This is a genomic window from Niallia sp. Kr1, assembly GCF_050389805.1.
In the GTDB taxonomy this organism is placed as follows: domain Bacteria; phylum Bacillota; class Bacilli; order Bacillales; family Cytobacillaceae; genus Bacillus_BD.
On record NZ_CP130945.1, the window covers coordinates 2,804,110 to 2,828,023 of the forward strand.

A 23,914-nucleotide genomic window follows, 5' to 3' on the forward strand; every position below is an offset into this window, starting at 1 on the left:
TCTAAATGCAACATAAACAAAAGCTTTGGACGAAGGATTTTTTAATGATTTCGTTATCTAATTTTTTATTGTTTATTTCTTTTTATCTTTTAATGGTAACGTTAGCGGCTTACTCGATTGAGAAATTCCATGCCTCACAGAGTGAAGCAGGTCTTGCCTCAAGTATTTTTGTTTTAGGAGCTGTTCTTGTAAGACCTATTGCAGGTAAAATGATTAGCACGATAGGTAAAAAGAAATTGTTATTGATTGGTCTAGGGTTATTCTTTCTTTTCATGCTGTTTTACTTCCCAGTTAACAGTTTATCACTATTATTGTTAGTCCGATTTATTCATGGTTTTGCTTTTGGAATTGCCTCTACAGCAACTGGAACGATTGCGGTAGACACCATTCCCGCATCACGCAGAGGGGAAGGGATGGGTTACTTTGCAACTAGTATGAACTTGGCGATGGCAGTTGGACCATTTTTAGGACTATGGATTAGTCAACACTTTGATTATACGATGATTTTTAGTGTTACGACGATGATGTCAGTAGTTGCCATTGTTGCTACAGTATTTTTAACGGTACCAAAACTAGAGATTATTAAGGATCAAGCAACTACAAAGAAAAGGTTTCAATGGAGTGATTACTTTGAAAAGAGCACACTTCCAATTGCGATCCTTGTGGCTGTATTTGGTTTTGTTTATTCAAGTATTCTTTCATTTTTAAGCAGTTATGCTGAAGAAATTCATCTGGTGGAAGCTGCAAGCTTTTTCTTTGTGATGTACGCAGCTTTTCTGTTACTATCAAGACCTTTTACAGGAAAAATGTTTGATCTAAAAGGTGAAAATAGGGTAATCTATCCTTCCCTTATTCTTTTTGCCACTGGATTATTGATTTTAAGTCAGGCACATCATGGAATTATTTTACTGATTGCTGGGGCATTAATCGGTGTAGGATTTGGCACATTTCAATCGAGTGCCCAAACAATTGCCGTAAATTTAGCTCCAAGTCATCGAATGGGATTAGCCACATCAACCTATTTTGTGTTTTATGATTTTGGCATCGCTATAGGACCATTTTTCCTTGGGTTTATTATACCAATGAGTGGGTTCAGAGGCATGTATATTGGAATGGCAGCCATTGCATTGGCTGGAATAGCGCTTTATTATCTTGTCCATGGAAAAAAAGCGGCAGCTTTTAAAAAAGAACAAGAAGCGGCGAACAATTTTCAAGCAGAACATTTATAAGTTGAATGAAGGGACGAATGCTGTTTATAAAACAACCATTCGTCCCTTTTTGACATTCAACAGAAAACATTGCAAAGTAACGGTAACAATTTAAAAAGGAACATTATTCTAATCTTGTTCATAGGATGAAATACACTATGGGCGGGAGTGATAAAGTGAAAACTTGGGTTAAGTTGTTCATTTTAATGTATCTGTCCGTTTTGTTTTTTGGTAGTTTTTTTGCGATCGGTGCATTATCAACAGGAGTAATGGAACGTACGTTTCCAGTTATTTCAGACATTGAAGTATTTTTATATTACTTTTTTGCTGGAGCCATTGGAGGATCATTGAGGCATCTATATTTATTCTGTGTTCATTACGTAAAAGATGAATTAGACAATAATCGTGTTTGGATTATGTATATTTTTTATCCGATATTTGCTACTGGAACAGCGATTGTGGCTGTTACTATTATCGATAGTGGAATTTTATCTATCCAATTTACTGAATATGATAACACACCATATGCTCCGATTAGTGTAGCCTTTTTTGTAGGATTTGGGTTCAACCGTTTTATTCATAAACTTAATGAAGTGTCGAAGGATTTATTTGTTACAAATAATAAGTAAAAAGAGTATGCATCTATCTCATGATAAGAATATCTATAACGGACAAAGAGGTGAGGGCATCGTGTACCAAATGGATAAAGCAAATTTATTGGCTCAAAGTATTAAAGGATTTGTCCAATATGTACAAAAAAGTTATTTGGAAAATAATCGAAACCTTTCACATCCTGATAAATTATATCGTTTAAAGTTATTAGTGGAAGAATACAAACTTCTTATTCTTAGTGATGAATTAATGAGAATTAATCGTTTTGTATACGAAAAAGATTATACGAAGATACTTGTTGATAGAATTAGAAAGGCCATTAAAGAGGTTGGAGAATATATTGATCAAAACGACAATGATTTATTCATATTCACCGCGAGGCTAAAAGCCTTAAGAATGATGGTTGATTCTTATGATTAAACGAAGTGGTTTCATAGAGTTTGGTTATTATGAATCAACGTTACTAAGTGGGTTTCTCTTGATTAGGAGAAACCCTTTTACTATTAAAATTCTTCATAAATAGCTGGATCTTGGTCATTAATGCGACCATCTGGACGGCTTAAGCTAGATATTTGACTCATTTCAGCTTCGTCAAGGAAGAAGTCGAAGATGGAGATGTTTTCTATTTGTCTAGCAAAAGAGGCAGACTTTGGTATTGAAATCGCACCAAGCTGATAATGCCAACGTAAGATGATCTGCGCTATTGTTTTATTATGACGATCAGCAATTTGTTTAATGGTATCATTCTGCAATAATTGGTTTGCCCGAGCCAAGGGACTCCAGGACTCTGTTACAATATTATGTTGTTCATGCCATTTTCTTTGCTGTGCTTGATTAAAGAATGGGTGCAATTCAATTTGGTTCACACTCGGTTTTACATCAGTTTCTTTTTCAAGTCGCTCGATATGTTCAGGTAGGAAATTACACACTCCAATGGATCTCACTAATCCCCATTTTTTTGCATCAATCAATGCTTGCCAAGCTTCAATATATGTATCTTGTCTAGGTAGTGGCCAGTGAATTAAGTATAAATCATAATAATCAAGATTAGCGCGATATAAAGATTCTTGTATAGTCGTTACAGCCTTATCATAGGTTTGATAGCGACCGGGTAATTTAGATGTAATTCTTAATTGCTCTCTTGGTACGGAACTCTTTCGTATGGCTTCACCGACTGTTCCTTCATTTTCATAATTATATGCTGAATCAATGAGGCGATATCCCATATTAAGAGCACCAAGTATAGATTGAACCCCATTACTTCCCTTTAATAAATAGGTACCTAAACCAATAACAGGTAAGGTTAATCCATCATTCAAATGAATTTCTGGTATTTCACGAATCATGCTTTTCCACTCCTTTCATTACCTACAGAATAGCATAGTATAGAAAAAATTTCACTTTTATTAAGATTTTTACTATTCATGCAGAAAGCGAGAGATACTGCTTAATGAAAGAACTATCCTTTTGAGTTATAATAGATTTTTTTTTGAAAAGCAAATTATTTGTAAAAAATATTTCAATCGATAAAAGTATTGTTAATATAGGATTCAATCGCTTATAATACTAAAAGTAATCAATATTTAAAACTTTCTAAAAAATTTAACAACTATTTAAAAATAATAGTAGGGGAGGTTTTTATGAAACAGGTTTAAAAGTTTGGTATAAAAATTCAAAATATTATAAAAAATAAAAAAAGAGTTAAGGGGATGTAAAATGGCAAAGGTAAATCCAACAAAAGTAATAGGGGAAAGTAAATTTAATAAGTTTCATTTGCTTCTATTTATTTGGAGTTTCATGATTATTTTATTTGATGGCTATGATTTATCCGTTTATGGGACAGCGCTTCCGCTTATTATGGAAGAATGGGGATTAGATTCAGTTGTTGCGGGAACAATGGGAAGCTACGGATTGTTTGGAATGATGTTTGGGGCTATTATTTTTGGTATTCTAGCAGACCGAATCGGTCGGAAGAAAGTTATTTTAATTAATGTATTATTATTTAGTTTATTTACTCTATTATGCGGGTTTGCAGAATCGGCCACAGTTTTTTCAATTTATCGTTTTATTGCTGGATTGGGTCTTGGCGGAATCATGCCAAATATTGCAGCATTGGTTATGGACTATGCTCCAAATTCTATGAAAATCCGATTAGTTTCTCTTACGCTAGTAAGTTTCGCTGTTGGGGGAGCTCTTGCACCAACGGTTGGTGTTCTATTAATTGAATCATTTGGCTGGTCATCTGTCTTTATCATAGCTGGACTTCCATTATTAGCGTTGCCACTTATGATGAAACAATTGCCAGAATCAACTAGTTATCTAATTCGTACTGGTAAGAAAGAACAATTATTCAAAACACTTGCGAAAGTAAATCCTGGATTTACATTTAACATGAACGATGAAATTGAGGAAGTGAAGGTTGCACAAACTAAAGCTCCAGTCGTTGGTCTTTTTAAAGAGAATCGTGCTTTAAGTACTGTGATGTTCTGGGTTGCTTTCTTCTGTGCATTATTAATGGTATATGGTTTGAATACTTGGTTACCAAAGCTAATGATTCAAGCTGGATATGGTTTAAATTCTAGCTTAACGTTCTTAATTGCCCTTCAAGGTGGAGCTGTTATCGGCATTTTGTTACTAAGCAATCTCTGTGAAAAATATGGTTCTAAGAAAGTATTGGTACCAACTTATATTGCCGGAACCATTGCATTAACGCTTCTTGGATTTGGTGGAAATGAAATCGTTATCTTCCTATTAGTTGCGGTTGCTGGTGCTGCTACTACAGGTTCGCAAGTGTTAATTCAAGCCTATGTAACAGGATACTATCCTGCAGAGATGAGATCGACTGGAATTGGAGTGGCATCAGGCGTAGGTCGATTGGGTGGAATGCTTGGACCGATCTTGGGAGGATTTTTATTAACGATGGCACTTCCAAACTATGTGAACTTCATGGTTTTTGCTCTAGCAGGGATCATTGCCGCTATTGCATTATCCTTAATAGGGGACAAGTATAGCGCTCAAGCAGTAACATCTTCCCAAGCTGTAAACGTAAAGTCAAATCGAGAAGTAGCTACAACTGTAGAATAAAAAGAAGAATCGACCTATATGTTAAATATGTTTGAAAAAAGGTATAACCACGTAAGGTGGTTATACCTTTTACTTCATCCGTCTTAACTGGCATAAATATCGCTACTCCTAGATACTGAGGAAATGCTATATCGTTCAGTTACTCATTTTTTCATAAATATATCCCGATTATTAATCGGTTGTATGGGTCTAGAGTTATATGGGAAGATCTCCTGAAATGATTGAATTTGTGATTTAGACATTTCAATTGGCTTCTTAAATACAACCCACTGAACTCCTTCGGTACAAGGTGGGGTGGTTAAAGACCCCTCATAATAAAAAAAAGATGGATCCTCTGGTAGTAAATGATTAAGATGTATGGGATGGTTAACGACCTTCGCTTCTTTTGTTTTTTCTTCTGGTAATATACCCCAAATAGAATTTAATGTATTTATTGCAGCGCCTTCGTTTATGAAGACTCCAACTACCGCCAATTTTCCACTCTTGTCTTGATGAACGAGATGGAGTTCTAACTCTTGATGTTGTCCGTTCAATGTATGCTCACTAGGTGTATGAAAATGAAATTGTTGCAGGAAATATTCATGTCCATTTAACACTAAACGATTATAGTCTGTTATGGGTTCGGCTTGTATGGTACTTCCTGTATTCGTCACATTCACAGTTGTTGGCTGATAGTGAATATGTAAATTTAAGGAACTTCCCTTAACCTTTTTTACTTTAGATAAGTCAAAATTTATAGGGGATTGTCTCATTCCTTTAGAACAAGCTTTGTAAGTAGAATCTAGTTTACTCCAATACATGGGCCCAGTCTTTCCCTTATATGACCAATTAATAGAGGAGATGTAGGATCCGTCCGTATGATCATTTATTCTAATTGGTGTTAAGTTACTTGCGCTAACGGTTTTCCTGTCTATAGAATTGGTAAAAAACATTAAATACAGAAAAATGGTAAATATAAAAATAATCTTTTTCATTTCTTTACCTTCCTTCAAAAAGTATTTTCGATAAGTTTAGTATTTCTTATTTTGAAAATGGTTCTGAAGGTAGATTTTAGAAATAAAGATTTATTTTTAGACTTCTATTTCTTTTTGATTAAAATTCTTAAAGTCATTTACTAGTTTTTTAACTCCGTTATAAAGAATAGCCCCATCAATCCCGCCGATCAAAAATTTAAATCCCATGTCAAGATGCTGCTGCATTCCATCTTCCCATGTCATAATTCCTGGTATAACTTGATGTCTTTGGCAAGCCTCTATTACTTTTTCACAACTCTTTTGAATCTCTGGGTGATTCAACTGACCTTGTAGTCCCATAGAGGTACTTAGATCATAGGGTCCAACAAAAGCGATGTCGATATGAGGAACGGAAAGGATCTCTTCAATGTTTTCTACAGCTTTATAATGCTCAATTTGAACAATCACTAAAACTTCTTCATTGGCTTGTGAATAGTAATCCTCAAATTCTTCAGCATCAGCTCCAAATAAAACGGCCCTACCTGCACCTGTACCACGGACGCCCACAGGAGGATACTTACAAAAACTAACTGCCTGTTGGGCTTCTTCCTTTGTGTTAATCATTGGAATCATGACACCTGCAACGCCCGTATCCAATCCTCTTTTAATTTGAGACATTTCGTGACCTGAAATTCTAATCAGGGGAGTTGTTTTCGTACCTCGTATAATAGATACCATATTTCCAGCTGATTGGAGATCCATTGAGCCGTGTTCTGCATCAATCATAATAAAATCAGTTCCAGAGTGAGAAATTATCTCTGCGTTATCCAAACTATTGGTCATAATCCATGTACCGAATACTGCTTTTTTTTGAAGTAATTTTTCTTTTAAAGTATTTTTTCTCATAAAAATCCCTCTTTTTACATGTGAATTTTGGGCACTATGTATCCGTTTCATCATGGTGTTGGTTTGAATTACTATTGTAATAGAATAATAGACCTTTATTCATTTATAACATGGTTTTATATAAAAGTCGAAATCTTCTATTAATAAATCGTCCATTAAAAGAATCAACGACCTTCATCCTGTACTAGAGTTTTTACGATCTCATCTTCAATTGATTTTGCATATTCGGATTTCCCCATAAAGTTATTAATTATAATAGCAAAGATCCAAATATCCCCGTTTTTGGTTGTAAGATATCCTGAAAGGGTGGAAACTCCGTCCAATGTTCCTGTTTTTGCCTTCACCATTCCTTTATATGGCTCCTCTGTCAACCGCTTTCGTAATGTACCACCTGTTAATTTTTCTGGCATTCCTGAGACTGGTAAGGAATTTTCGAATTCAGGAAACCACTTTTTATCCTGAACATTATATAGCAATTGAGTCAGTTGATTAGCTGAGATTAAATTTTTATGGGAAATGCCTGAGCCATCTCGAAGACTGACCGAGTTTGCATTTACACCAAAATGGGGAAGGGTTTCTTTGATAACGCTTATTCCTTTATTCCAACTTCCTTCTCCATTTATCACTTTCCCCATTTCCTTTGTGAGTGTTTCACCTATGCCATTATTGCTTAATTTCATAAATGGAACGATGAGTTCCCTCAAAGGCATGGACTTCTTATGAGTAAGTAATACAGCATGATGAGGTGTATCATCTATTTTAAATTTAAGATCCAGGTTTAGTTTGATCCCATTCTCCTCAAGGGAATGTTTAAATACATGCAAAGAATACAAGGTAGGATCCCAGACCGAGATCCAAGTTTTCTTAGTTTGACTTCCTATTGCGATTGTTCCCGTTACTTTAATTTGGTTAGTCCCGTGCTCACGTTCGTAATCGATACCTGTAGTTCCATCCTTTTTAACAGTAGTGGTTTGATTAATAATATTGACAAAATCAGTTGATGGTGTGAGCGTAAGTAATGCAGGATCACCAAACTTTGTTGCTGGTTTTACCTCGATGATTATGGTCCCTGTATCATAATCTTGATCAGGGGAAAGAGTTAATGCAGATACTTGGGCTCCGTAGGCTTCGGTTTCATCTGACCAAACGAGATCAGGGGACAGTCTAATTTGGTCATACCAGCTATCATCAGCGATTAAATTACCATTAACTTTATGTATTCCCATAGCTAACAAGTCTTTTGCAAATTGATCAAGATCTTCCTTTATTAAAGTTGGATCGCCTTTTCCTTTTACGATTAAATCTCCTTGGAGAGTATTTCCCTTGATTTTTCCGTTTGTCCATATTTCAGTTGAAAATTGGTAATCTGCACCTAATTTTTCAAGTGCTGTAGAGGCTGTCAATAACTTTAAATTAGAGGCAGGATGTAATTGCATATCACCAGACGAAGAATAAATAATTTCACCCGTTTCAGAATTTCGAATACTAATTGAACTAGAAGTCCCAAACAACAGTTCACTTTTTAAGATAGAATCTAGTTTTGCTGCAAAGGGGAGAGATTGCTTCATAACGGTTTGTTCGTTAGGAAGGGGAGGGGTGGCATTGACCACATTTGGCATGATTAAATAGATTATAAAAAATATTAAGTAGTATATTGAACGTTGTATTTGAAACACGTATCTACACCTCGTATTTACTAGAATAGAATGAACGCCTATAAGCAGCCGCAGATTATATTACTGCAACTGCTTTTGGTATTTCTTATACTTGTGTATTACTGGCCATCCGCTCCATTTGAAGTAACTCGACGAACGTGATCATCCTCAAAACCATTGGCTCTACTTTTCTTTACTTTGTCGTTCAATAATTTTTTTTGATCCACTTGTGATGAGGGAGTTTGTTTATTTTTTGACATAAAGATCCTCCTAATTGAAGTATTTATCTTCTATAGTATTGCTCATTTTCAGAAAGGACTTGAAGGTAGATTTTGGTAATTCAGTATATTATTTAGACAAATAAAAGGAAAATTATAGTATAATGTAAAAAAGTTATTTTATAGTAATAATTTAAAATATTTTTATAATACTTTCGGACAGTGGGGAATACCGATATGATTCAAAGCCTTTTTTCGACTCTGCTAGGGGTTATCGTGCCATTAGCCATTCCAGTTGTTGCTGGGGCGCTTTTGAGCCGTTATAAGCAGTTAGAAATTAAACCGTTACTGACGCTTGTTTTATATTATTTAACACCAGCTATGATTTTTGACACGTTAATCAATGCGGAAGTTTCGGGTCAAGATGTTTATTTAACCTTTAGCTTCTCTATCTCTAATCTTTTGCTGCTTTGGGCAGCGGCTAATCTAATCGGAAAACTATTGAAGTTACCATCAAATGACATTGCAGGATTAACGCTAATATCAGCTTTTACAAACAGTGTAAACTATGGAATTCCATTGATATTACTTGCATTTGGACAACTAGGGCTTGATAAGGCATCTGTTTATGTTGTCCTTCAAATGGTGATCGTAAATACGATTGGAGTATACTTTGCCGCCCGTTCTCATTTTACAATGAAAGGTGCAATCAAATCCGTGTTTTCACTTCCAGCGATTTACGCCGCCATTTTTGCGATATTACTTCGCAGTTTAGGCGGTGAATTGCCGAGTGGAATTGCAAGCGGTGTTTCCATGATTGCAAATGCCTACTCACCAATTGTTTTAGCAATATTAGGAATTCAAATGATGAATGTGAAAACGGTGAAATTAGAACGAAGCACTAGAACTACTTTTTGGACAGGGATGGGGATGAGATTACTAATAGCTCCCTTAATCGCTTTAGCCACTTTATCCATTCTACCTATTGATGGAATTTTACACTCGGTGTTACTTGTACTTGCTTGTATGCCTGTAGCCGTCAATGCAGGAATATTAGCCGAAAAGTTCAATGCTTCACCAAAAATCGTAACAAAATGTATCCTTTGGACCACATTGATATCATTTTTCCTTTTACCATTTATCATTGTACTTGTTCAGTAAAAAAGGTGACAGGCACCTTCCATTATTTGGAAAACCTGTCACCCTACTAATATATTTTTATCAATGTGTTCATAAATGTTTTTTACTAATTCTTCAGAGTCATCAGCTTCAATTACGTCTCCATTAACAACCCCATATAATTTCAGGTCGCATTTTTTGCATCTTTTAAGACAACCATAACCAATGACATTTAAATTTGGGTCCTTTTCAAGAGTCTCCCTAGCTTTTCGTGCTCCGTTTTCTAAATTAATTTCACAAAACCAAATCGTTGGTCTTTCCATTCTCATCACCTCAAAACCATTATTTAACCGTTTACAAATATTACTTATTTAAATCTAAATAAATATAATCTTATCACTATGTTTATATTTATATTAAAATATTAAATAACTTTTCACAATATTTTTGTTTCATTCATGCCAATAAAAAAGAGGTTAATCAATGATTAAACCTCTTTACAAGAAAATTTGTTGCTAAGGCAGCAAATAAAGCACAGAGAAAAAGTGACAAACCGTACCACCTAGTACAAATACATGCCATACTGCGTGATGGTGTTTAAATAATTTCCAAATATAAAATACAGCTCCAACTGTATATAATAATCCACCAATGATTAACAAATGTAAACTAGTTGGATGAACGTTTGCAGTTAAATCATTCCAAACAAAAACAATTAACCATCCCATGATGACGTATAGTATGGTTGAAGAAAACAAGAATCTTTTTACGAAAAAAGATTTAAAAATAGTTCCACCAATAGCCAGTCCCCAAACAATTCCGAATAGCGTCCATCCAACAGCTCCTTGTACCGCAACTAATAAAAACGGGGTATAGGACCCAGCGATAAAGAAATAGATGGAAGAGTGATCCATAATTTCAAAAAAGTCTTTGGCCTTCCCAGGTTTAAACGAATGCAAAAGAGTGGAGGAAGTATATAAAAGTAACATCGTAACCCCAAATAAGGTAAAGCTAACAACATGCCATACGTTTCCAAATAGGGCTGCGAAAACAATTAAAATGACCAATGCTGCAATACTTAATAATACTCCAATTCCATGTGTAATTGAGTTCGAGAGTTCTTCTTCTTTTGAAAAAATATGCGTATTCGCCATAGTAATTCCCTTCTTTCTAGCATGCTAATGCATCAAATCAGATAGCATTGGTTTGAAGAAATCTTATTATAGGCCTTTCCAATTTCTTTTACTAGTGATGAATGTAATACTTTCATAAATGGTCTGTTAAACTTGGGTGTTGATTTCCTTTTCAAGCACTTCGCTTTCCGCACAGCTTCAATTGAGCCGCCTGGCACTTCAGGTCCAACACCTTACCTTTTTCGCTTCTCCCGCAAGAGTCTTCGTGCCTACCACTACAATCAACAGTAGCACAAAATCAATAAAAAAATTTATTATCCTTTTGGAAAAATCCCAGTATACCGGTACTTAGAAAGTAAGTAAATGACCTAACACTATTGAAATCACCCTTAACATTGGACACGTATTTTAGCATCTATTAGTATAAGAGTAATTGAAATGGGATTATAGTACTGACAACCATTGTAGATTATGATTTATACACATAAGGTGGAAACGAGGTTTTGTGAATTAATGTCTTTTAAATTTATATTGTTTGCCGCAATCATCATTCTCGTTTATTTTCTTACATGCTTTTATATTGGATACAACGGATGGGTCTGGCTCAAATCTACAACATTAAAAGGAAAAGGGAAGAAGATTTATATTGGATTCTTCGTTATGTTAGCGATGTCTATCTTTATTGAATTTGGAACATCATGGTCATTTTTTCAATGGATGAGCGGATATTGGATGGGGGTTATAGGGTATAGCATTATTTTATTCCCCATTGCCAATCTTTTATATTACTTATTAAAAAAAAGAGGAATTTTTTGGATCGGTTCCGGAGTGTTGGCTATCATTACTTTCATCTTTATACTAGGTTCCTATAATGCTTGGAACCCAATTATACGAAATTACGATATCTCTTTATCGAACCAAACCGAATCATCATCTGTCAAAATAATGATGGCTTCCGATTTACATCTAGGAGAGATTGTTGGTACCACTCATTTACAGAAATTAGTGGAGATTGCAAAAGAGGAAAAACCGGATATGATTCTTTTTGCTGGTGATATAATTGATGATCATATTGAACCATTCATAGAAAAGAATATGCTGGAGATTTTTATAAACTTACAGGCTCCATTAGGGATTTATGCGGTTTCAGGTAATCATGATGTTTATGGAGAGGACCTAGAAGAGCTCCAACAAGAATTAGAACGCATTGGCATTCATTTCCTACGTGATGAAGCAACGCTAATCAATAATCAGTTTTACTTGATTGGTAGAAAGGATCTTGCTGAAGATCATCGTAAAGGTAGTGATTCTCTTACGGAAGGATTAGATGAAACCAAACCAATTATCATGCTAGATCATCAACCTACAGAACTAGATCAGACCGAAAATGCAGGGGTAGACTTATTATTATCAGGTCATACACATAATGGACAGTTGGCACCGGCTAACCTATTTACTGAAAAATTATTTGAGAATGATTGGGGTTATTTGAAAAAAGATAGACTTCATTCCATTGTATCGTCCGGATATGGAACGTGGGGACCGCCATTGCGCATCGGCAGTCGTTCAGAAGTATTGATGATAAATTTGAACTATTAATTTTAGCGAAGCGGGTCAATCAAAATTTATTGGTTGGACTCATCACCAATAGTTTACATAAAAAAATTAAAGTAAACTATTTCAAAAATTACACAAACTAACTCAATGAAATGACTTCTAATAAATATTATAAAATTCACAAAATCAAGAAGATAAGGTTATAATAAAAAAATATGGACATTTGAACAAATAGGGGAGGAGTATCATGAAAGATCCATGTATTCATTTACTTCAATATGATCATTGGGCTAATGTAAAACTATTAGAACATATTGATCAAATTCAGGAAGATATTTTCCATAAGACGTTGGACAGTGTTTTCCCAACAATATCCGAAACATTTTATCATATCTATAGGGCTCATCGAATTTGGTTTAAAAGATGTTTACCTCTATTAGCTTTAGATGAGAGTGTAACTGAATTTCACTCCATTGAACATGCAAAAAATAGTTTTAATGACCTTTATCCGATTTTAATAGACGCAATCGATGAGCATTATGTGGAACTTGGAAAAATTGTGTACCAAAATCAAAAGGGAACAACGTTTGAAAATGAATTTGATGACATCATACATCATCTTGCAAATCATGGGACCTATCATCGTGGAAATATTGCAGCGATGATTAGACAGAATGGATGTAAGGGGACATCAACTGATTATATTCAATATTTGCGAGATGTACCGCGTTCCTCATCTAGATAGTAAAAGGGGACAGGTAAACCTGTCCCTAATTAGCCATATTTGTACTTTCAGTGAATAATAATTTAGAAGATACCAAACGTTTCCTTACGATAATTCCTACCCAAGAGGCGATAATCGCTTTAAGAATTCCAACTAAGATAAACGGGGTAAAACCACTTGCAAAAGCAGCTGTCCATGATAAATTAGCAGAAATTTTCAACCATGCTGTTCCAAAGAAAAGAGTAATAAACATCCCAAAAATGTTAGCAATTAGAGCATTTTTTAGATTAAATCCGAATTTTTCCATATATAATCCCATTAAAAATGCTTGTGGAACAAAACCAATCAAAAAGCCACCAGTTGGACCCACTAATTTTGAAACTCCAGCTGAGAATTCAGCAAATACTGGAACTCCTGCACATCCAATAATCAAATATAAAATAACTGATAATGTACCATTTCTAGCTCCTAAGATAGTTGCAGCTAAGCCAATCGCCAATGTTTGTCCAGTGATTGGAACTAGAGGAAGTGGAATTGTCACTTGAGCTAAAACGCCAATAATAGCGGCAAATAATGCAATCATAATCATCGACCGTAGTTTAATTTGCTCCTTTGTCATATTAATACCTCCATATGTTAACTAAATATCGAATTATATTTACAAATTGATTTTAAATACTGTCCGTTCTATTGTCAACCATTATTTTAATTTAGTTAACAAAAAAGATTTAAAAAAGACCAATTTTTTATTGGTCTTTTCCGATTACGTATTATTGCTCTTTAAATAGACTTCCACTTTAGGTGGATGATACGCTTGAAATTGATCAAGTAGCCCTCTCGGCTCTGAATCGACCAAAGCCATTGCTCGAAACTTTTCATCCATGAAGGCTTCATTGGCCATATGATTAAATATAGAAACAAGAGGATCGAAATAATGATTAATATTTAATATACCTAATGGCTTTTGATGAAGTCCTAATTGTGCCCATGTGAATATTTCGAAAAACTCTTCTAACGTTCCAGGACCACCAGGTAAAGCGACAAATCCATCTGCCAAATCACTCATTTTTTGTTTTCTTTCATGCATAGAACGAACGATAATTAAATCAGTTAAATTTCGATGTGAACGCTCTTTGTTATCAAGAAAATCAGGCATTACCCCAATTACTTTTCCACCTGATTCCAATACAGCATTTGCAATAGCTCCCATCATACCTACACTAGATCCACCATAAATCAGTTGGATATTACGAGCTGCAAGCTCTTGACCTAATTTTTTAGCACCTTCTTTGTATAAATCAGAAGAACCAGCACGAGATCCACAAAAAACGGCTATACTTTTCATTCTTTCCCTCCTAGACAGTTATCCTTATTATATAATATTTTAGAGCGTTAAAGAATTATTAGATCTATAATTTATTTCGACAAACACTACAAGAAACGAAAATGAAGAGCGGTTTAAGTATAGTTTCCTTAAAATAAAGCGATCGTTTAAAACGAAAAAGATACATATACTACAAATAAGGATTTATAGCAAACTAGAGGTGGTATATAAAATGAAACTTTATGTGGATATATTTATAGCCTTTTTTCGTTCCGGAATGCTAGGCTTTGGTGGAGGTCCTTCTTCAATTCCTCTTGTACATAAAGAAGTAGTAAAAACATATAAATGGATGGATGATGAGCAGTTTAGCAATGTTTTAGCATTAGGAAATACATTACCAGGACCCATTAATACCAAAATGGCAGGTTATATTGGATACCGAGTTGGTGGAATTAGCGGTCTTTTTGTGGCATTAATAGCCCTCATTTTACCTACGGTTATTCTTATGTTATTTTTATTATCCTCCTTTAATCAATTTAAAGATCATCAGAGTGTTCAAGGTATGACCCATGCGATCGTACCGATTGTAGGGGTGATGATGGGATTATTAACATGGGGGTTTTTAAAAAAGGCAAAAAGCTGGTTGGGATGGACAAATTGCAATCTTCTACTTGTAGCTAGTTTTATCACGATCGTTATCCTACAAATCCATCCAGGTGTGGTTATAGGTATTTTATTAATAGGTGCAATGGTATTGCCGATTAAGGATAACAGTAGAAGTGAGGGGCTATGATTTATTTTCACATATTTTTAGCATTTTTAATCCCTGGCATTGTTGGATATGGTGGTGGCCCTGCTTCAATTCCATTAATTGAGCACGAGGTGGTCAATCGTTATGGTTGGATGACAACAAGTCAATTTAGCGAAATTCTTGCGTTAGGGAATAGTTTACCAGGTCCAATTGCGACGAAAATCGCAGGATATATCGGATTTGAAGTAGGCGGTGTATTAGGGGTAATTGTAGCTTTAATTGCGACGGTTGCTCCATCGTTGTTGTTAATGGTGATCTTATTAAGTATCCTTTATCATTATAAAAATTCTCCGAAGGTAAAAAGATTATCTAAAGTCGTTTTACCAGCTATTGCTATATTAATGGCAACACTAACATATGATTTTTTCTACGAATCCTATCAATTAAATGGACTTTGGCAAACGGTGTTTATTGCATTATTAACCCTATTCTTATTAGAAAAATGGAAGATACATCCAGCCTATGTGATTGTAGGAGGTTTGGTGTTTGGAGCACTCTTTTTAACATAGTACATTATAAATAGCAGGAACAAAGAAAGGCTGGATCATCGTTTTTTAACGAATCCGGCCTTTCTTACATCCGATTTTAAAGATTATTTTCACCTTTAACACCGTTGATGGAATAGCTTGCTGTAATTTCTGCATTTAAGGAATGGGAAACAGAGCAGTATTTATCCTTAGACAATTGAATGGCTCGTATTACCTTCTGTTCAGGAAGATCTCCTTGAAGGGCATAATGAATATGTATGTTAGTAAATCGTTTCGGATGCTCGTCCGCACGCTCTCCTTTGACGTCCATTTCAAATGAGGTAGGGTTTAAACGCATTTTGTTTAGAATTGAAATAATATCTATACCTGTACAGCCAGCAAGTCCATATAACAAGAGTTCTGTTGGTCTGGCACCAGAATTATTTCCTCCCACTTCTTCAGCAGCGTCCATCTTAACTTTCTGACCTGATATTGTAATACCAGAGAAAGTCATATTTTCTTCCCATTTAATATTTGCTTCCATTTAATCGACTCCTTTCTTAAAAGATATTTTAGCAAATAAAAATAAATAAGCGAAATTCTATGATTTTCTTTCTATAAAAGAGCCAAAAAAAAGAGAAGGCTGTGACCTCCTCTCAAAGTGGTTATCCATCCTGTTTTATGGTGTACCGGGAATCATATTCAATTGCATGAGATATAGCAGTAATTAAACGATCTTGTTTTGAATCATGCCCTATCTCCCATACCATCATTCCACCAAATCCATGATCTAGGGCTAGCTTGGTTTTCTTCTGTACCGTTTCTTCACCATTATAATGATAGGTGATCCCATTTATATGGACAATATCTTTCGCTGAGTTCTCAGGATGCTGATTAATTATGGTGTTATAAGAAATCTGCTTACTATTGGGGTCTTCAGGTTGAGCATAAAAAGGCACGCCTAACACAAGTTTCTCTCTAGAAATTTCATGCTTATCAAATAAATGAGACCAATAGGTAACGATATTTTTATTATGTGAATATGGGGACAAATTGGCAGCGTTATACTCACCATCCCATTGACCATCATATGCCATAATGTTGACATGATCTACGAAGTTAAACATGGTTGGTTCATAAACCACTTGTTTGATTTCAGTACCTGCTACGCTATGGACTTTGGCGTTGACGGCAATTGAAAGTTCTTTGCCTTCCGGATGTAACATCTCACTTAGTTCTTTTGTAAAAGCAGCAAGATTTTGCGCGTCTTCATTTGTTCGAGGATGTTCAAAGTCAATATCAATTCCATCAAGATTCTCCCGAACAACCATATCTACTAAATTGTTCACTAAATTGGTTCTTGAGGCAGGTTGGCTAATCGCATCTTTAAAATATTCATAGGATTCACCACCTTGAATATGGAACCAACCCCCAACAGCTAACATTATTTTGGAGCCTTGATTATGAGCAATCTCAACGGTTGTTCTCAAGTGATTTAGAGCGGAATCCCCATTCATTAAAAGTTGTCCATCTTTTGTCGGATGTGCAAAGGAGAAGATAATATGAGTTAAATCGGAATAATCCATTGTATTTGGATCGCGAAAATCTTGGACATAGCCGATCAAGACTTTTTCTTTTTCCTCTCGTTCAATCCATTCAGGATTACCCCTTTGATGTCCTGGCTTTTTAGACGTCTCACTCTTTTCTTCTGCTAGTTCTACCTGTTTGTTGTTATTAGAAAATAAAATCCCAGCGAAAAACCCTCCAAAAAAAGTGATCAAAATAAGGAATGATAGGAGGAGCTTATGTTTTTTCATTGATGTATTCCTCCTTGTAAAGTCTATAATATTGTCATTTTATCAAAATAGGAGATAGTAAGGAGATGGTAATTTTAAGTAATCAAAATGTGTAGGGGAAATCTTGCCTACGTATTATATTTTGATAGGTACAATTAAAGATAAAGAGTATTAAGAAAACTTTTTCTATTTACAGAAACGATGGGTACATATTCCTTTTATCTATTAATTGAATTTCAAAAACGATATGAATCTCATATAATGAAAACGTTACAAACACTATTATAATAGATTTTCAATATGATTAAGGAGACATTAAGATGAAAACAAGTAAAACACTAATTTTAACGTATGGAGCCATTTGTATAGTTTTAAATGTGGTTCTTGGAACAGCTGTGTCAGGATTAAAAATTCCTCTTTTGTTTTTGGATACAATTGGAACCGTATTGATGTCTGTATTATTTGGACCTTGGTGGGGAGCACTAGTGGGAATTTTAACGAACGTTGTATTAGGAGTAATGACCTCTCCAACAGCGATTTTCTTTGGGATTGTAAATGTAGCAGTTGCACTTGTTGTAGGGTTCATTGCAATAAAATTTAATTTCACTAAGTGGTATGTCGCTTTAATTACCGGACTTATTTTATCCATTGTTGCACCACTTATCGGAACACCAATTGGAATTGCTTTAACTGGGGGTTTAGATGGAAGCGGGATGGATATCGTCGTATTGTGGCTAAGAGCTACAGGTGAAAGTGTATTTGCTTCAACTTTCATTTCAAGAATTACCGGTAACTTCGTTGACAAAATCGTAACATGTTTATTTGTAGTCTTTATCCTTTCTAAATTGCCAAGCTTTACAAAGATGTACAAAGGAAATAAACAAAATGCAGCGTAAAAAGGAAATCATCCTTGTTTCTCATTGTATTTTAAACCAAAATACCGTTATTGAAGGGGAGGCTAGAGCATTAGGGGCGATCCCCTCCGCTGTGAAATGGATGAATGAGCAAGGGGTTGGAGTCGTCCAGCTCCCTTGTCCAGAATTTACATTTCTTGGATTAGGGCGTCCTTCTATGACCTATGAGGAATATGATCATAAGGGTTATCGCAGCCATTGTAAAAGGATTTTACAGCCAATGGTCGAACAACTTAAAGAATATAATCGTTGCGGGTATCGTATTACTGGCATATTGGGGATTCAAAGCAGCCCATCATGTGATCTAGTAAGAGGCGTGTTTATGGAGGAACTAACCAAGCTTATGGAAGAAAATGAAATCTCAATTGAAAAGAGATGGTATCTGCCAAATGATACAAAACCAATTTTTAATAGTAATAAACACTACATTACTAGTTAAAGTGATGATAGAAGAGCCTGATAAAGCATCGTTTCTAATTGCTAATATGAATGAAAAATCTTTGAAAAAATCAATTAACAATTTTTACTAAAATAATTTATAAAAAGGTCTTTACGATTTCTATAAACCTGTTATAATCCATTTGTAAGAAGTTAAGTCACAAAAAAAGGTGGATTAAGCGAACTATGGCGAAGCAGTGTAGGTATGTTGTCAATGCTGTCGGAAAAGGCGGAGAAACCTATTATACCCAATTTGATGATAAGCAAGAGCTAACAAACTGGATAACAGACCGCCAAGATAAGTTAGTCATGGAAGAATTGAAAATTATTGATAAAAATCGCTTTTCATTATTGAATAAATGGTTGCGATTTAAACGATGAAAATGACGACGAACTTGAACATTCGTATATGATGTCCTTTCTACAGTTAACTCTTCATAATACACGTGGAAAGGACATTTTTATTTAACTGACAAAATATATTTTACTAATTAGCTGTTTATAATATAGTAGTAAAACTGAATGAACATTCATTCCATATAGATACATAGAGTATGGGTGTAACGTTTTAACTTTTGCCCAAGAAGATCTAGGAAATGCTGATAAGAGTGGTATTATTTGACAGGCAGCGGACTTGTTTCAGAGGTTTTTGTTCAAACAACAGAAGATGGAATTTGAAGAAACGCCAGAATTGCTACAAAGTATCGAGGATTGCTTGGAAGGCGATTAGAAAATAAGAAGAAACACCTTATGATTTCGTTAGATTTCATAAGGTGTTTTTTATTTCAGAAAAGTATTTATTATTTTTTTATTTTCTTGAATTTATACTGGCAAAATAGCAAAATTCCTTATTTCAAGCACATTTGTATTACTCTGATGAACATTTTTTAAAATGTCACCAATAGAAATCCAGATAAAATGTTATTGACGGAAAATAAAAATTATACGTATAATGAGGGACATATCGAAATGAGTATGATTGGACGTTTAAAATTTTTCCAAAATTAAAACTTAAGGAGGTATGACATAATGGAAAAATTATATCAACTATTAGAAGAAGAATATGAGGAAATGGTAGAAATTAGACGATATCTTCACCAACATCCAGAATTATCCTTCCAGGAAGTCAAAACTCCAAAATATATAGCCGAGTTCCATGAAAAACTAGGTCATGAAGTCCGTACGGGTGTTGGCGGACGAGGAGTTGTCGCAACTCTTAAAGGAGGAAAACTGGGTCCAACTGTGGCCTTACGAGCAGACTTTGATGCACTGCCTATTCAAGAGGAGAATGATGTTCCGTATAAGTCAAAAGTCGATGGGATCATGCATGCTTGTGGACATGACGGACATACTGCTACATTACTTGGACTGGCAAAAGTATTGAATCGAATGAAAGAGGACTTGCAAGGCACCGTTGTTTTTATTCATCAACATGCAGAAGAAGTACCGCCTGGTGGTGCAATCGATATGATTAAAGACGGGTGTCTTGATGGAGTCGATGTGATTTTCGGAACGCATCTATGGGCGACATGTCCTTTAGGGGAGATTGGTTATCGAACTGGTCCATTTATGGCTGCACCTGACCGCTTTGATATAAAAATTCAAGGGTATGGCGGTCATGGCTCTCAACCTGAATTTACGAAAGATAGCATTGTCATTGCAGGTCAATTAATTAATAATTTACAACAAATTGTAAGCAGAAGAGTCAGTCCGCTTGATACAGCCGTGGTTTCCGTTTGTTCCATCGAAGCGAAAAACCCTTATAACATTATTGCTGATACAGTTTCAATGACAGGTACGGTAAGAACATTTAAAGAAGATGTACGTGAGTTTGTTGAAAAGGAAATCGATCGTGTTACGAAAGGGACATGCTTGGTTTCAGATGCAGACTATACCTATACTTATACAAGGGGATACCCAGCAACAGTCAACCATAAAGAGGAAACTGAATTTCTAGCACAAGTGGCTAAAATGGCTCCTGCGGTTGATTCTGTGAAGGAATATCCCCCACAAATGGGTGGAGAAGATTTTTCCTACTATTTACAGCATGTGAAAGGAACCTTTTTCTTTACAGGTGCCCAGAAGGCAGATAGAGAAAGTTCTTACCCACATCACCATCCAAAATTTGATATTGATGAAAAAGCCTTATTAATCGCTGCACAAGTATTAGGTGCCGCTACCATTGAATATATGAAAAAACATAGTTAACTAGATTAATAAATTTTTAATTCATCTAAGAAGGAGCAATAACATGTCTGAAAAACAATATTCATTATGGAAGGATCCTCGTTTACATTTACTTGTATTAGCTATTGTAATTGGAACGGAATGGATTGGGTCCTTATCTATATCTATTGGAGTCGGTGTAATCACGCTTTTACCAATGTTATATGCAATTGTCATTGGTTTAGGTTTTTACTTCACACCGATCGTAAAGGAAAAACAATCAAAAAATGCAGAATCTCTTATCTTTTTAGCTGTCAGTTTGTTAATGGCAAAATTCGGGGTAACGATTGGTCCTTCTATCCAAACAATTATAGAAGTCGGACCGGCATTAATCCTTCAGGAACTAGGAAACCTCGGAACCATTTTAATTGCCTTACCTGTAGCAATTGCTTTAGGTTTAAAACGAGAAAGCATTGGGATGACTCATTCGATTGCACGTGAACCAAACGTCGCTTTAATTATGGACAAATATGGACTCAATTCTCCTGAAGGTCGAGGCGTCATGTCTATTTACATTTTTGGTACCGTTTTTGGAGCGATATTTTTGGGTTTAATTGCCGGTATTTTATCTAGTGTCACACCGCTGCACCCCCTTTCATTTGCAATGGCTTCGGGAGTAGGTAGCGGTAGTATGATGGCTGCGTCAAGTGGTTCCTTAGTAGCGGCATTTCCACAATTAGAATCGGACATACTTGCCTTAGCGGGTGCAAGTAATTTGTTATCTACTGGAATCGGGCTATATGTCAGTTTATTAATCGGGCTACCATTAACAGAAAAACTATATCCCATTCTCATTCGATTAAAAGAGGGAAAATCAAAATCAAATGTTAAAGCGGATGTGGAGGGCTAATTATGTTAAAACATATACAAGAATGGATAATGGTGTTAGCAATCGTCGGAGCCATTACATTGATTGGTAACTGGGTTGGGTATAATATAATGCCCGTTAAGGCCATTCCAGGCATGATCGTTTTAATACTAATCTCATTAGTCGGATTAATTCTCGGAAAAATCATCCCAATCCAAATACCTGCTGTTGCATATATTTCATTGATTGCGATTATTGTTTCAATTCCAGGAGTACCAGGTGCCGAAAAAGTGATAGAGTGGACTTCAGAAGTGAATATGCTTGCGATTTGTACCCCAATACTTGCTTATGCAGGGATTGCGATCGGACGTTCTTGGGCAGATTTTAGAAAACTAGGCTGGAGAAGTATCGTGGTCGGAATGTGTGTCTTGTTGGGAACCTATCTTGGTTCTGCTATCATTGCTGAAGTGATCCTTCATTGGCAGGGCATTATTTAATTGATCATGTAAGTAGGAAATAAATTATTGGTTCTATCTTTTAACAAGGTGTTATGATGCGCCTTGTTTTTTATTTACATTAAATGGAAATTCTCTCATACTTAAATCCAGTTGTAATTTTAACATTTTTTGATAAAGTTAATTAGAATCGAAATATAGTTTTAGGAAGGTAAAAGACAGAATGATTAGAGAAGCAACAGTTCAAGATATGAGCGAAATATTGGAGATCTACAACGATGCGATTGTAAATACAACGGCTGTTTATGATTATAGCCCACACACTATAGAAGATAGAATGGCTTGGTACCAGAAGAAAGTGGAAGGGAATTTTCCGGTATTGGTTTTTGAAGAAGAAGGAAGAGTAGTAGGTTTTGCCACCTATGGTCCGTTTAGAGATTGGGCAGCATATAAATATAGTGCTGAGCACTCAGTTTACGTGTCTAAGGAATCAAAAGGAAAAGGAATTGGAATCGCTCTATTAAAAGAAATAATAAAAATTGCTACTGAAAGAGAATATAAGGTGTTGATTGCTGGTATAGATGCAGCAAATGAAGTCAGTATTTATTTACACCAAAAACTAGGGTTTCAACATAAGGGAACCATTCAACATGCAGGTTACAAGTTTAATAGATGGCTCGATTTGGCCTTTTATCAATTAGATTTACCTGGTCCTAGAAATCCGCTGGAAAAATGATGAAGTTGTGCATTTCTTAATATGGAACGCATTTTTTTAATTGTACATAAATTTTATAATAGAAGAAGGTGATATGATGGATCGTTTGTTATTAAAACGCATTTATGAACCATATGATGAAATGGATGGTGAACGGATCTTAATTGATCGTTTATGGCCTAGGGGTATAAGCAAGGAAGATGCAAAACTAACAACGTGGGCAAAAGATATTGCTCCAAGCAGTGAACTTAGAAAGTGGTTTTGTCATAAGCCAGAGCTTTTTGAGGAATTTAAACAAAAGTATATAGCAGAATTGCGTCATGATGGGCAAAAGTCCCGATTGCTATCTCAATTATGCCAATTAGCAGAGAAAAAGAGGATTACATTGTTATATGGGGCAAAGGATCCTGTTTATAATCATGCTGTAGTCTTAAAAGAAGAAATAATTCGGAAAATGGCAGAAAGTTAAAAAAGAGAGTGCTAAGAAAATGAGAGTAAGGTTATTGGAGCCAATGGTCAAATTGGGAGAATCTTGATGAATCTTCTACAAAATAGTTCTATACATACTGGAAGAGCCATGGTAAGAAAAGCAGAACAGGCAGAAACTTTTGCTAAAATGGGAATCGCAACAGCCATAGCTGATTTAAAAGTTTCTGTAGACAATATTGCCCGCTCCATTAAGGACAGTGATGCGATTGTTTTTACCGCTGGTTCAGGTGGTCATACAGGACCTGATCAAACATGGAAGAGGCGATAAACCTAATTTGAATGTAGCTTTAATAATGAATGTT

Annotated in this window: 29 protein-coding genes; 18 read left to right on the forward strand and 11 right to left on the reverse strand. The window is 35.3% G+C overall.

Annotated features, from left to right (window positions below; genetic code table 11):
- Nucleotides 1-5: 5 nt before the first annotated feature.
- From Q5760_RS13525 to Q5760_RS13535, 3 genes are all read left to right on the forward strand, one after another.
- Nucleotides 6-1,229, forward strand: coding sequence for an MFS transporter (locus tag Q5760_RS13525; RefSeq protein ID WP_428908168.1), 1,224 nt, complete (start codon nucleotides 6-8; stop codon nucleotides 1,227-1,229).
- Between the two features lie 155 nt (nucleotides 1,230-1,384).
- Nucleotides 1,385-1,837, forward strand: a complete 453-nt coding sequence (locus Q5760_RS13530; RefSeq protein ID WP_428908169.1) for a hypothetical protein — start codon at nucleotides 1,385-1,387, stop codon at nucleotides 1,835-1,837.
- Nucleotides 1,838-1,844: 7 nt separating this feature from the next.
- Nucleotides 1,845-2,240 carry a hypothetical protein gene (locus Q5760_RS13535; protein WP_428908170.1) on the forward strand — a complete coding sequence of 132 codons (396 nt, stop codon included), beginning with the start codon at nucleotides 1,845-1,847 and terminating at the stop codon, nucleotides 2,238-2,240.
- An 83-nt stretch (nucleotides 2,241-2,323) separates the two neighbouring features.
- Here Q5760_RS13535 and Q5760_RS13540 read toward each other — a convergent pair whose 3' ends face one another.
- Complete coding sequence (locus Q5760_RS13540; protein WP_428908171.1) at nucleotides 2,324-3,166, reverse strand: aldo/keto reductase; 843 nt, start codon at nucleotides 3,164-3,166, stop codon at nucleotides 2,324-2,326.
- Between the two features lie 370 nt (nucleotides 3,167-3,536).
- On the opposite strand from Q5760_RS13540, the gene Q5760_RS13545 reads away from it, so the two are divergent.
- Nucleotides 3,537-4,904, forward strand: a complete 1,368-nt coding sequence (locus Q5760_RS13545; RefSeq protein WP_428908172.1) for an MFS transporter — start codon at nucleotides 3,537-3,539, stop codon at nucleotides 4,902-4,904.
- Nucleotides 4,905-5,047: 143 nt separating this feature from the next.
- Here Q5760_RS13545 and Q5760_RS13550 read toward each other — a convergent pair whose 3' ends face one another.
- The 4 genes from Q5760_RS13550 to Q5760_RS13565 all read right to left on the reverse strand — a co-directional run bounded on the left by Q5760_RS13550 (nucleotide 5,048) and on the right by Q5760_RS13565 (nucleotide 8,678).
- Nucleotides 5,048-5,878: a carbonic anhydrase gene (locus tag Q5760_RS13550; protein ID WP_428908173.1), complete on the reverse strand. Its 831-nt coding sequence runs from the start codon at nucleotides 5,876-5,878 to the stop codon at nucleotides 5,048-5,050.
- Nucleotides 5,879-5,974: 96 nt separating this feature from the next.
- Nucleotides 5,975-6,763, reverse strand: coding sequence for an HpcH/HpaI aldolase family protein (locus tag Q5760_RS13555; protein ID WP_428908174.1), 789 nt, complete (start codon nucleotides 6,761-6,763; stop codon nucleotides 5,975-5,977).
- 164 nt (nucleotides 6,764-6,927) lie between these two features.
- Nucleotides 6,928-8,382: a D-alanyl-D-alanine carboxypeptidase/D-alanyl-D-alanine endopeptidase gene (gene dacB / locus Q5760_RS13560; RefSeq protein ID WP_428908175.1), complete on the reverse strand. Its 1,455-nt coding sequence runs from the start codon at nucleotides 8,380-8,382 to the stop codon at nucleotides 6,928-6,930.
- Between the two features lie 155 nt (nucleotides 8,383-8,537).
- On the reverse strand, nucleotides 8,538-8,678 hold the full coding sequence (locus tag Q5760_RS13565; protein ID WP_428908176.1) for a hypothetical protein: 141 nt from the start codon (nucleotides 8,676-8,678) through the stop codon (nucleotides 8,538-8,540).
- 195 nt (nucleotides 8,679-8,873) lie between these two features.
- Between Q5760_RS13565 and Q5760_RS13570 the strand changes: the two genes are divergently transcribed.
- On the forward strand, nucleotides 8,874-9,797 hold the full coding sequence (locus Q5760_RS13570) for an AEC family transporter (RefSeq protein ID WP_428908177.1): 924 nt from the start codon (nucleotides 8,874-8,876) through the stop codon (nucleotides 9,795-9,797).
- Nucleotides 9,798-9,835: 38 nt separating this feature from the next.
- On the opposite strand, the gene Q5760_RS13575 is transcribed toward Q5760_RS13570, so the two are convergent.
- Both Q5760_RS13575 and trhA read right to left on the reverse strand, forming a co-directional pair.
- Complete coding sequence (locus Q5760_RS13575; protein WP_428908178.1) at nucleotides 9,836-10,078, reverse strand: DUF1450 domain-containing protein; 243 nt, start codon at nucleotides 10,076-10,078, stop codon at nucleotides 9,836-9,838.
- A 192-nt stretch (nucleotides 10,079-10,270) separates the two neighbouring features.
- Nucleotides 10,271-10,909 (reverse strand): PAQR family membrane homeostasis protein TrhA, encoded by a 639-nt coding sequence (gene trhA, locus Q5760_RS13580; protein WP_428908179.1) that lies wholly within the window; start codon nucleotides 10,907-10,909, stop codon nucleotides 10,271-10,273.
- Nucleotides 10,910-11,401: 492 nt separating this feature from the next.
- On the opposite strand from trhA, the gene Q5760_RS13585 reads away from it, so the two are divergent.
- Nucleotides 11,402-12,487: a metallophosphoesterase gene (locus Q5760_RS13585; RefSeq protein WP_428908180.1), complete on the forward strand. Its 1,086-nt coding sequence runs from the start codon at nucleotides 11,402-11,404 to the stop codon at nucleotides 12,485-12,487.
- Nucleotides 12,488-12,692: 205 nt separating this feature from the next.
- On the forward strand, nucleotides 12,693-13,190 hold the full coding sequence (locus Q5760_RS13590) for a DinB family protein (protein WP_428908181.1): 498 nt from the start codon (nucleotides 12,693-12,695) through the stop codon (nucleotides 13,188-13,190).
- 25 nt (nucleotides 13,191-13,215) lie between these two features.
- Here the strand turns inward: Q5760_RS13590 and Q5760_RS13595 are convergent, their stop codons facing one another.
- Together Q5760_RS13595 and Q5760_RS13600 are read right to left on the reverse strand one after the other, a co-directional pair.
- Nucleotides 13,216-13,788 carry a biotin transporter BioY gene (locus Q5760_RS13595; protein WP_428908182.1) on the reverse strand — a complete coding sequence of 191 codons (573 nt, stop codon included), beginning with the start codon at nucleotides 13,786-13,788 and terminating at the stop codon, nucleotides 13,216-13,218.
- A 144-nt stretch (nucleotides 13,789-13,932) separates the two neighbouring features.
- A complete protein-coding gene (locus tag Q5760_RS13600) occupies nucleotides 13,933-14,514 on the reverse strand; it encodes a TIGR00730 family Rossman fold protein (protein ID WP_428908183.1) in 582 nt (193 codons plus the stop codon).
- Nucleotides 14,515-14,725: 211 nt separating this feature from the next.
- On the opposite strand from Q5760_RS13600, the gene Q5760_RS13605 reads away from it, so the two are divergent.
- Nucleotides 14,726-15,286 (forward strand): chromate transporter, encoded by a 561-nt coding sequence (locus Q5760_RS13605; protein ID WP_428908184.1) that lies wholly within the window; start codon nucleotides 14,726-14,728, stop codon nucleotides 15,284-15,286.
- A complete protein-coding gene (locus Q5760_RS13610; RefSeq protein WP_428908185.1) occupies nucleotides 15,283-15,813 on the forward strand; it encodes a chromate transporter in 531 nt (176 codons plus the stop codon). The genes Q5760_RS13605 and Q5760_RS13610 overlap by 4 nt, the downstream gene beginning before the upstream one ends.
- A 76-nt stretch (nucleotides 15,814-15,889) precedes the next feature.
- Here Q5760_RS13610 and Q5760_RS13615 read toward each other — a convergent pair whose 3' ends face one another.
- Both Q5760_RS13615 and Q5760_RS13620 read right to left on the reverse strand, forming a co-directional pair.
- Nucleotides 15,890-16,315: an OsmC family protein gene (locus Q5760_RS13615; protein ID WP_428908186.1), complete on the reverse strand. Its 426-nt coding sequence runs from the start codon at nucleotides 16,313-16,315 to the stop codon at nucleotides 15,890-15,892.
- 121 nt (nucleotides 16,316-16,436) lie between these two features.
- On the reverse strand, nucleotides 16,437-17,588 hold the full coding sequence (locus Q5760_RS13620) for a glycosyl hydrolase family 18 protein (protein ID WP_428908187.1): 1,152 nt from the start codon (nucleotides 17,586-17,588) through the stop codon (nucleotides 16,437-16,439).
- A 299-nt stretch (nucleotides 17,589-17,887) separates the two neighbouring features.
- Here Q5760_RS13620 and Q5760_RS13625 point away from each other — a divergent pair, with 299 nt between their 5' ends.
- From Q5760_RS13625 to Q5760_RS13665, 9 genes are all read left to right on the forward strand, one after another.
- Nucleotides 17,888-18,463 (forward strand): CD3073 family putative ECF transporter S component, encoded by a 576-nt coding sequence (locus Q5760_RS13625; RefSeq protein ID WP_428908188.1) that lies wholly within the window; start codon nucleotides 17,888-17,890, stop codon nucleotides 18,461-18,463.
- The gene (locus tag Q5760_RS13630) at nucleotides 18,453-18,920 is read left to right on the forward strand and encodes a CD3072 family TudS-related putative desulfidase (protein WP_428908189.1); all 468 of its coding nucleotides are present in this window, start codon (nucleotides 18,453-18,455) and stop codon (nucleotides 18,918-18,920) included. The genes Q5760_RS13625 and Q5760_RS13630 overlap by 11 nt, the downstream gene beginning before the upstream one ends.
- A 185-nt stretch (nucleotides 18,921-19,105) precedes the next feature.
- Complete coding sequence (locus Q5760_RS13635; protein ID WP_428908190.1) at nucleotides 19,106-19,300, forward strand: hypothetical protein; 195 nt, start codon at nucleotides 19,106-19,108, stop codon at nucleotides 19,298-19,300.
- Between the two features lie 648 nt (nucleotides 19,301-19,948).
- Entirely contained in the window at nucleotides 19,949-21,127 is a 1,179-nt protein-coding gene (locus tag Q5760_RS13640; protein ID WP_428908191.1) for a M20 family metallopeptidase, read from the forward strand.
- A gap of 43 nt (nucleotides 21,128-21,170) precedes the next feature.
- Nucleotides 21,171-21,995, forward strand: a complete 825-nt coding sequence (locus tag Q5760_RS13645; protein WP_428908192.1) for a DUF3100 domain-containing protein — start codon at nucleotides 21,171-21,173, stop codon at nucleotides 21,993-21,995.
- Nucleotides 21,996-21,997: 2 nt separating this feature from the next.
- Nucleotides 21,998-22,450: a hypothetical protein gene (locus Q5760_RS13650; protein WP_428908193.1), complete on the forward strand. Its 453-nt coding sequence runs from the start codon at nucleotides 21,998-22,000 to the stop codon at nucleotides 22,448-22,450.
- A gap of 181 nt (nucleotides 22,451-22,631) precedes the next feature.
- The gene (locus Q5760_RS13655; protein WP_428908194.1) at nucleotides 22,632-23,144 is read left to right on the forward strand and encodes an N-acetyltransferase family protein; all 513 of its coding nucleotides are present in this window, start codon (nucleotides 22,632-22,634) and stop codon (nucleotides 23,142-23,144) included.
- Nucleotides 23,145-23,220: 76 nt separating this feature from the next.
- A complete protein-coding gene (locus Q5760_RS13660) occupies nucleotides 23,221-23,592 on the forward strand; it encodes a DUF488 domain-containing protein (protein WP_428908195.1) in 372 nt (123 codons plus the stop codon).
- A 33-nt stretch (nucleotides 23,593-23,625) separates the two neighbouring features.
- Nucleotides 23,626-23,880: an NAD(P)H-binding protein gene (locus Q5760_RS13665; protein ID WP_428912580.1), complete on the forward strand. Its 255-nt coding sequence runs from the start codon at nucleotides 23,626-23,628 to the stop codon at nucleotides 23,878-23,880.
- Nucleotides 23,881-23,914 lie beyond the last annotated feature (34 nt).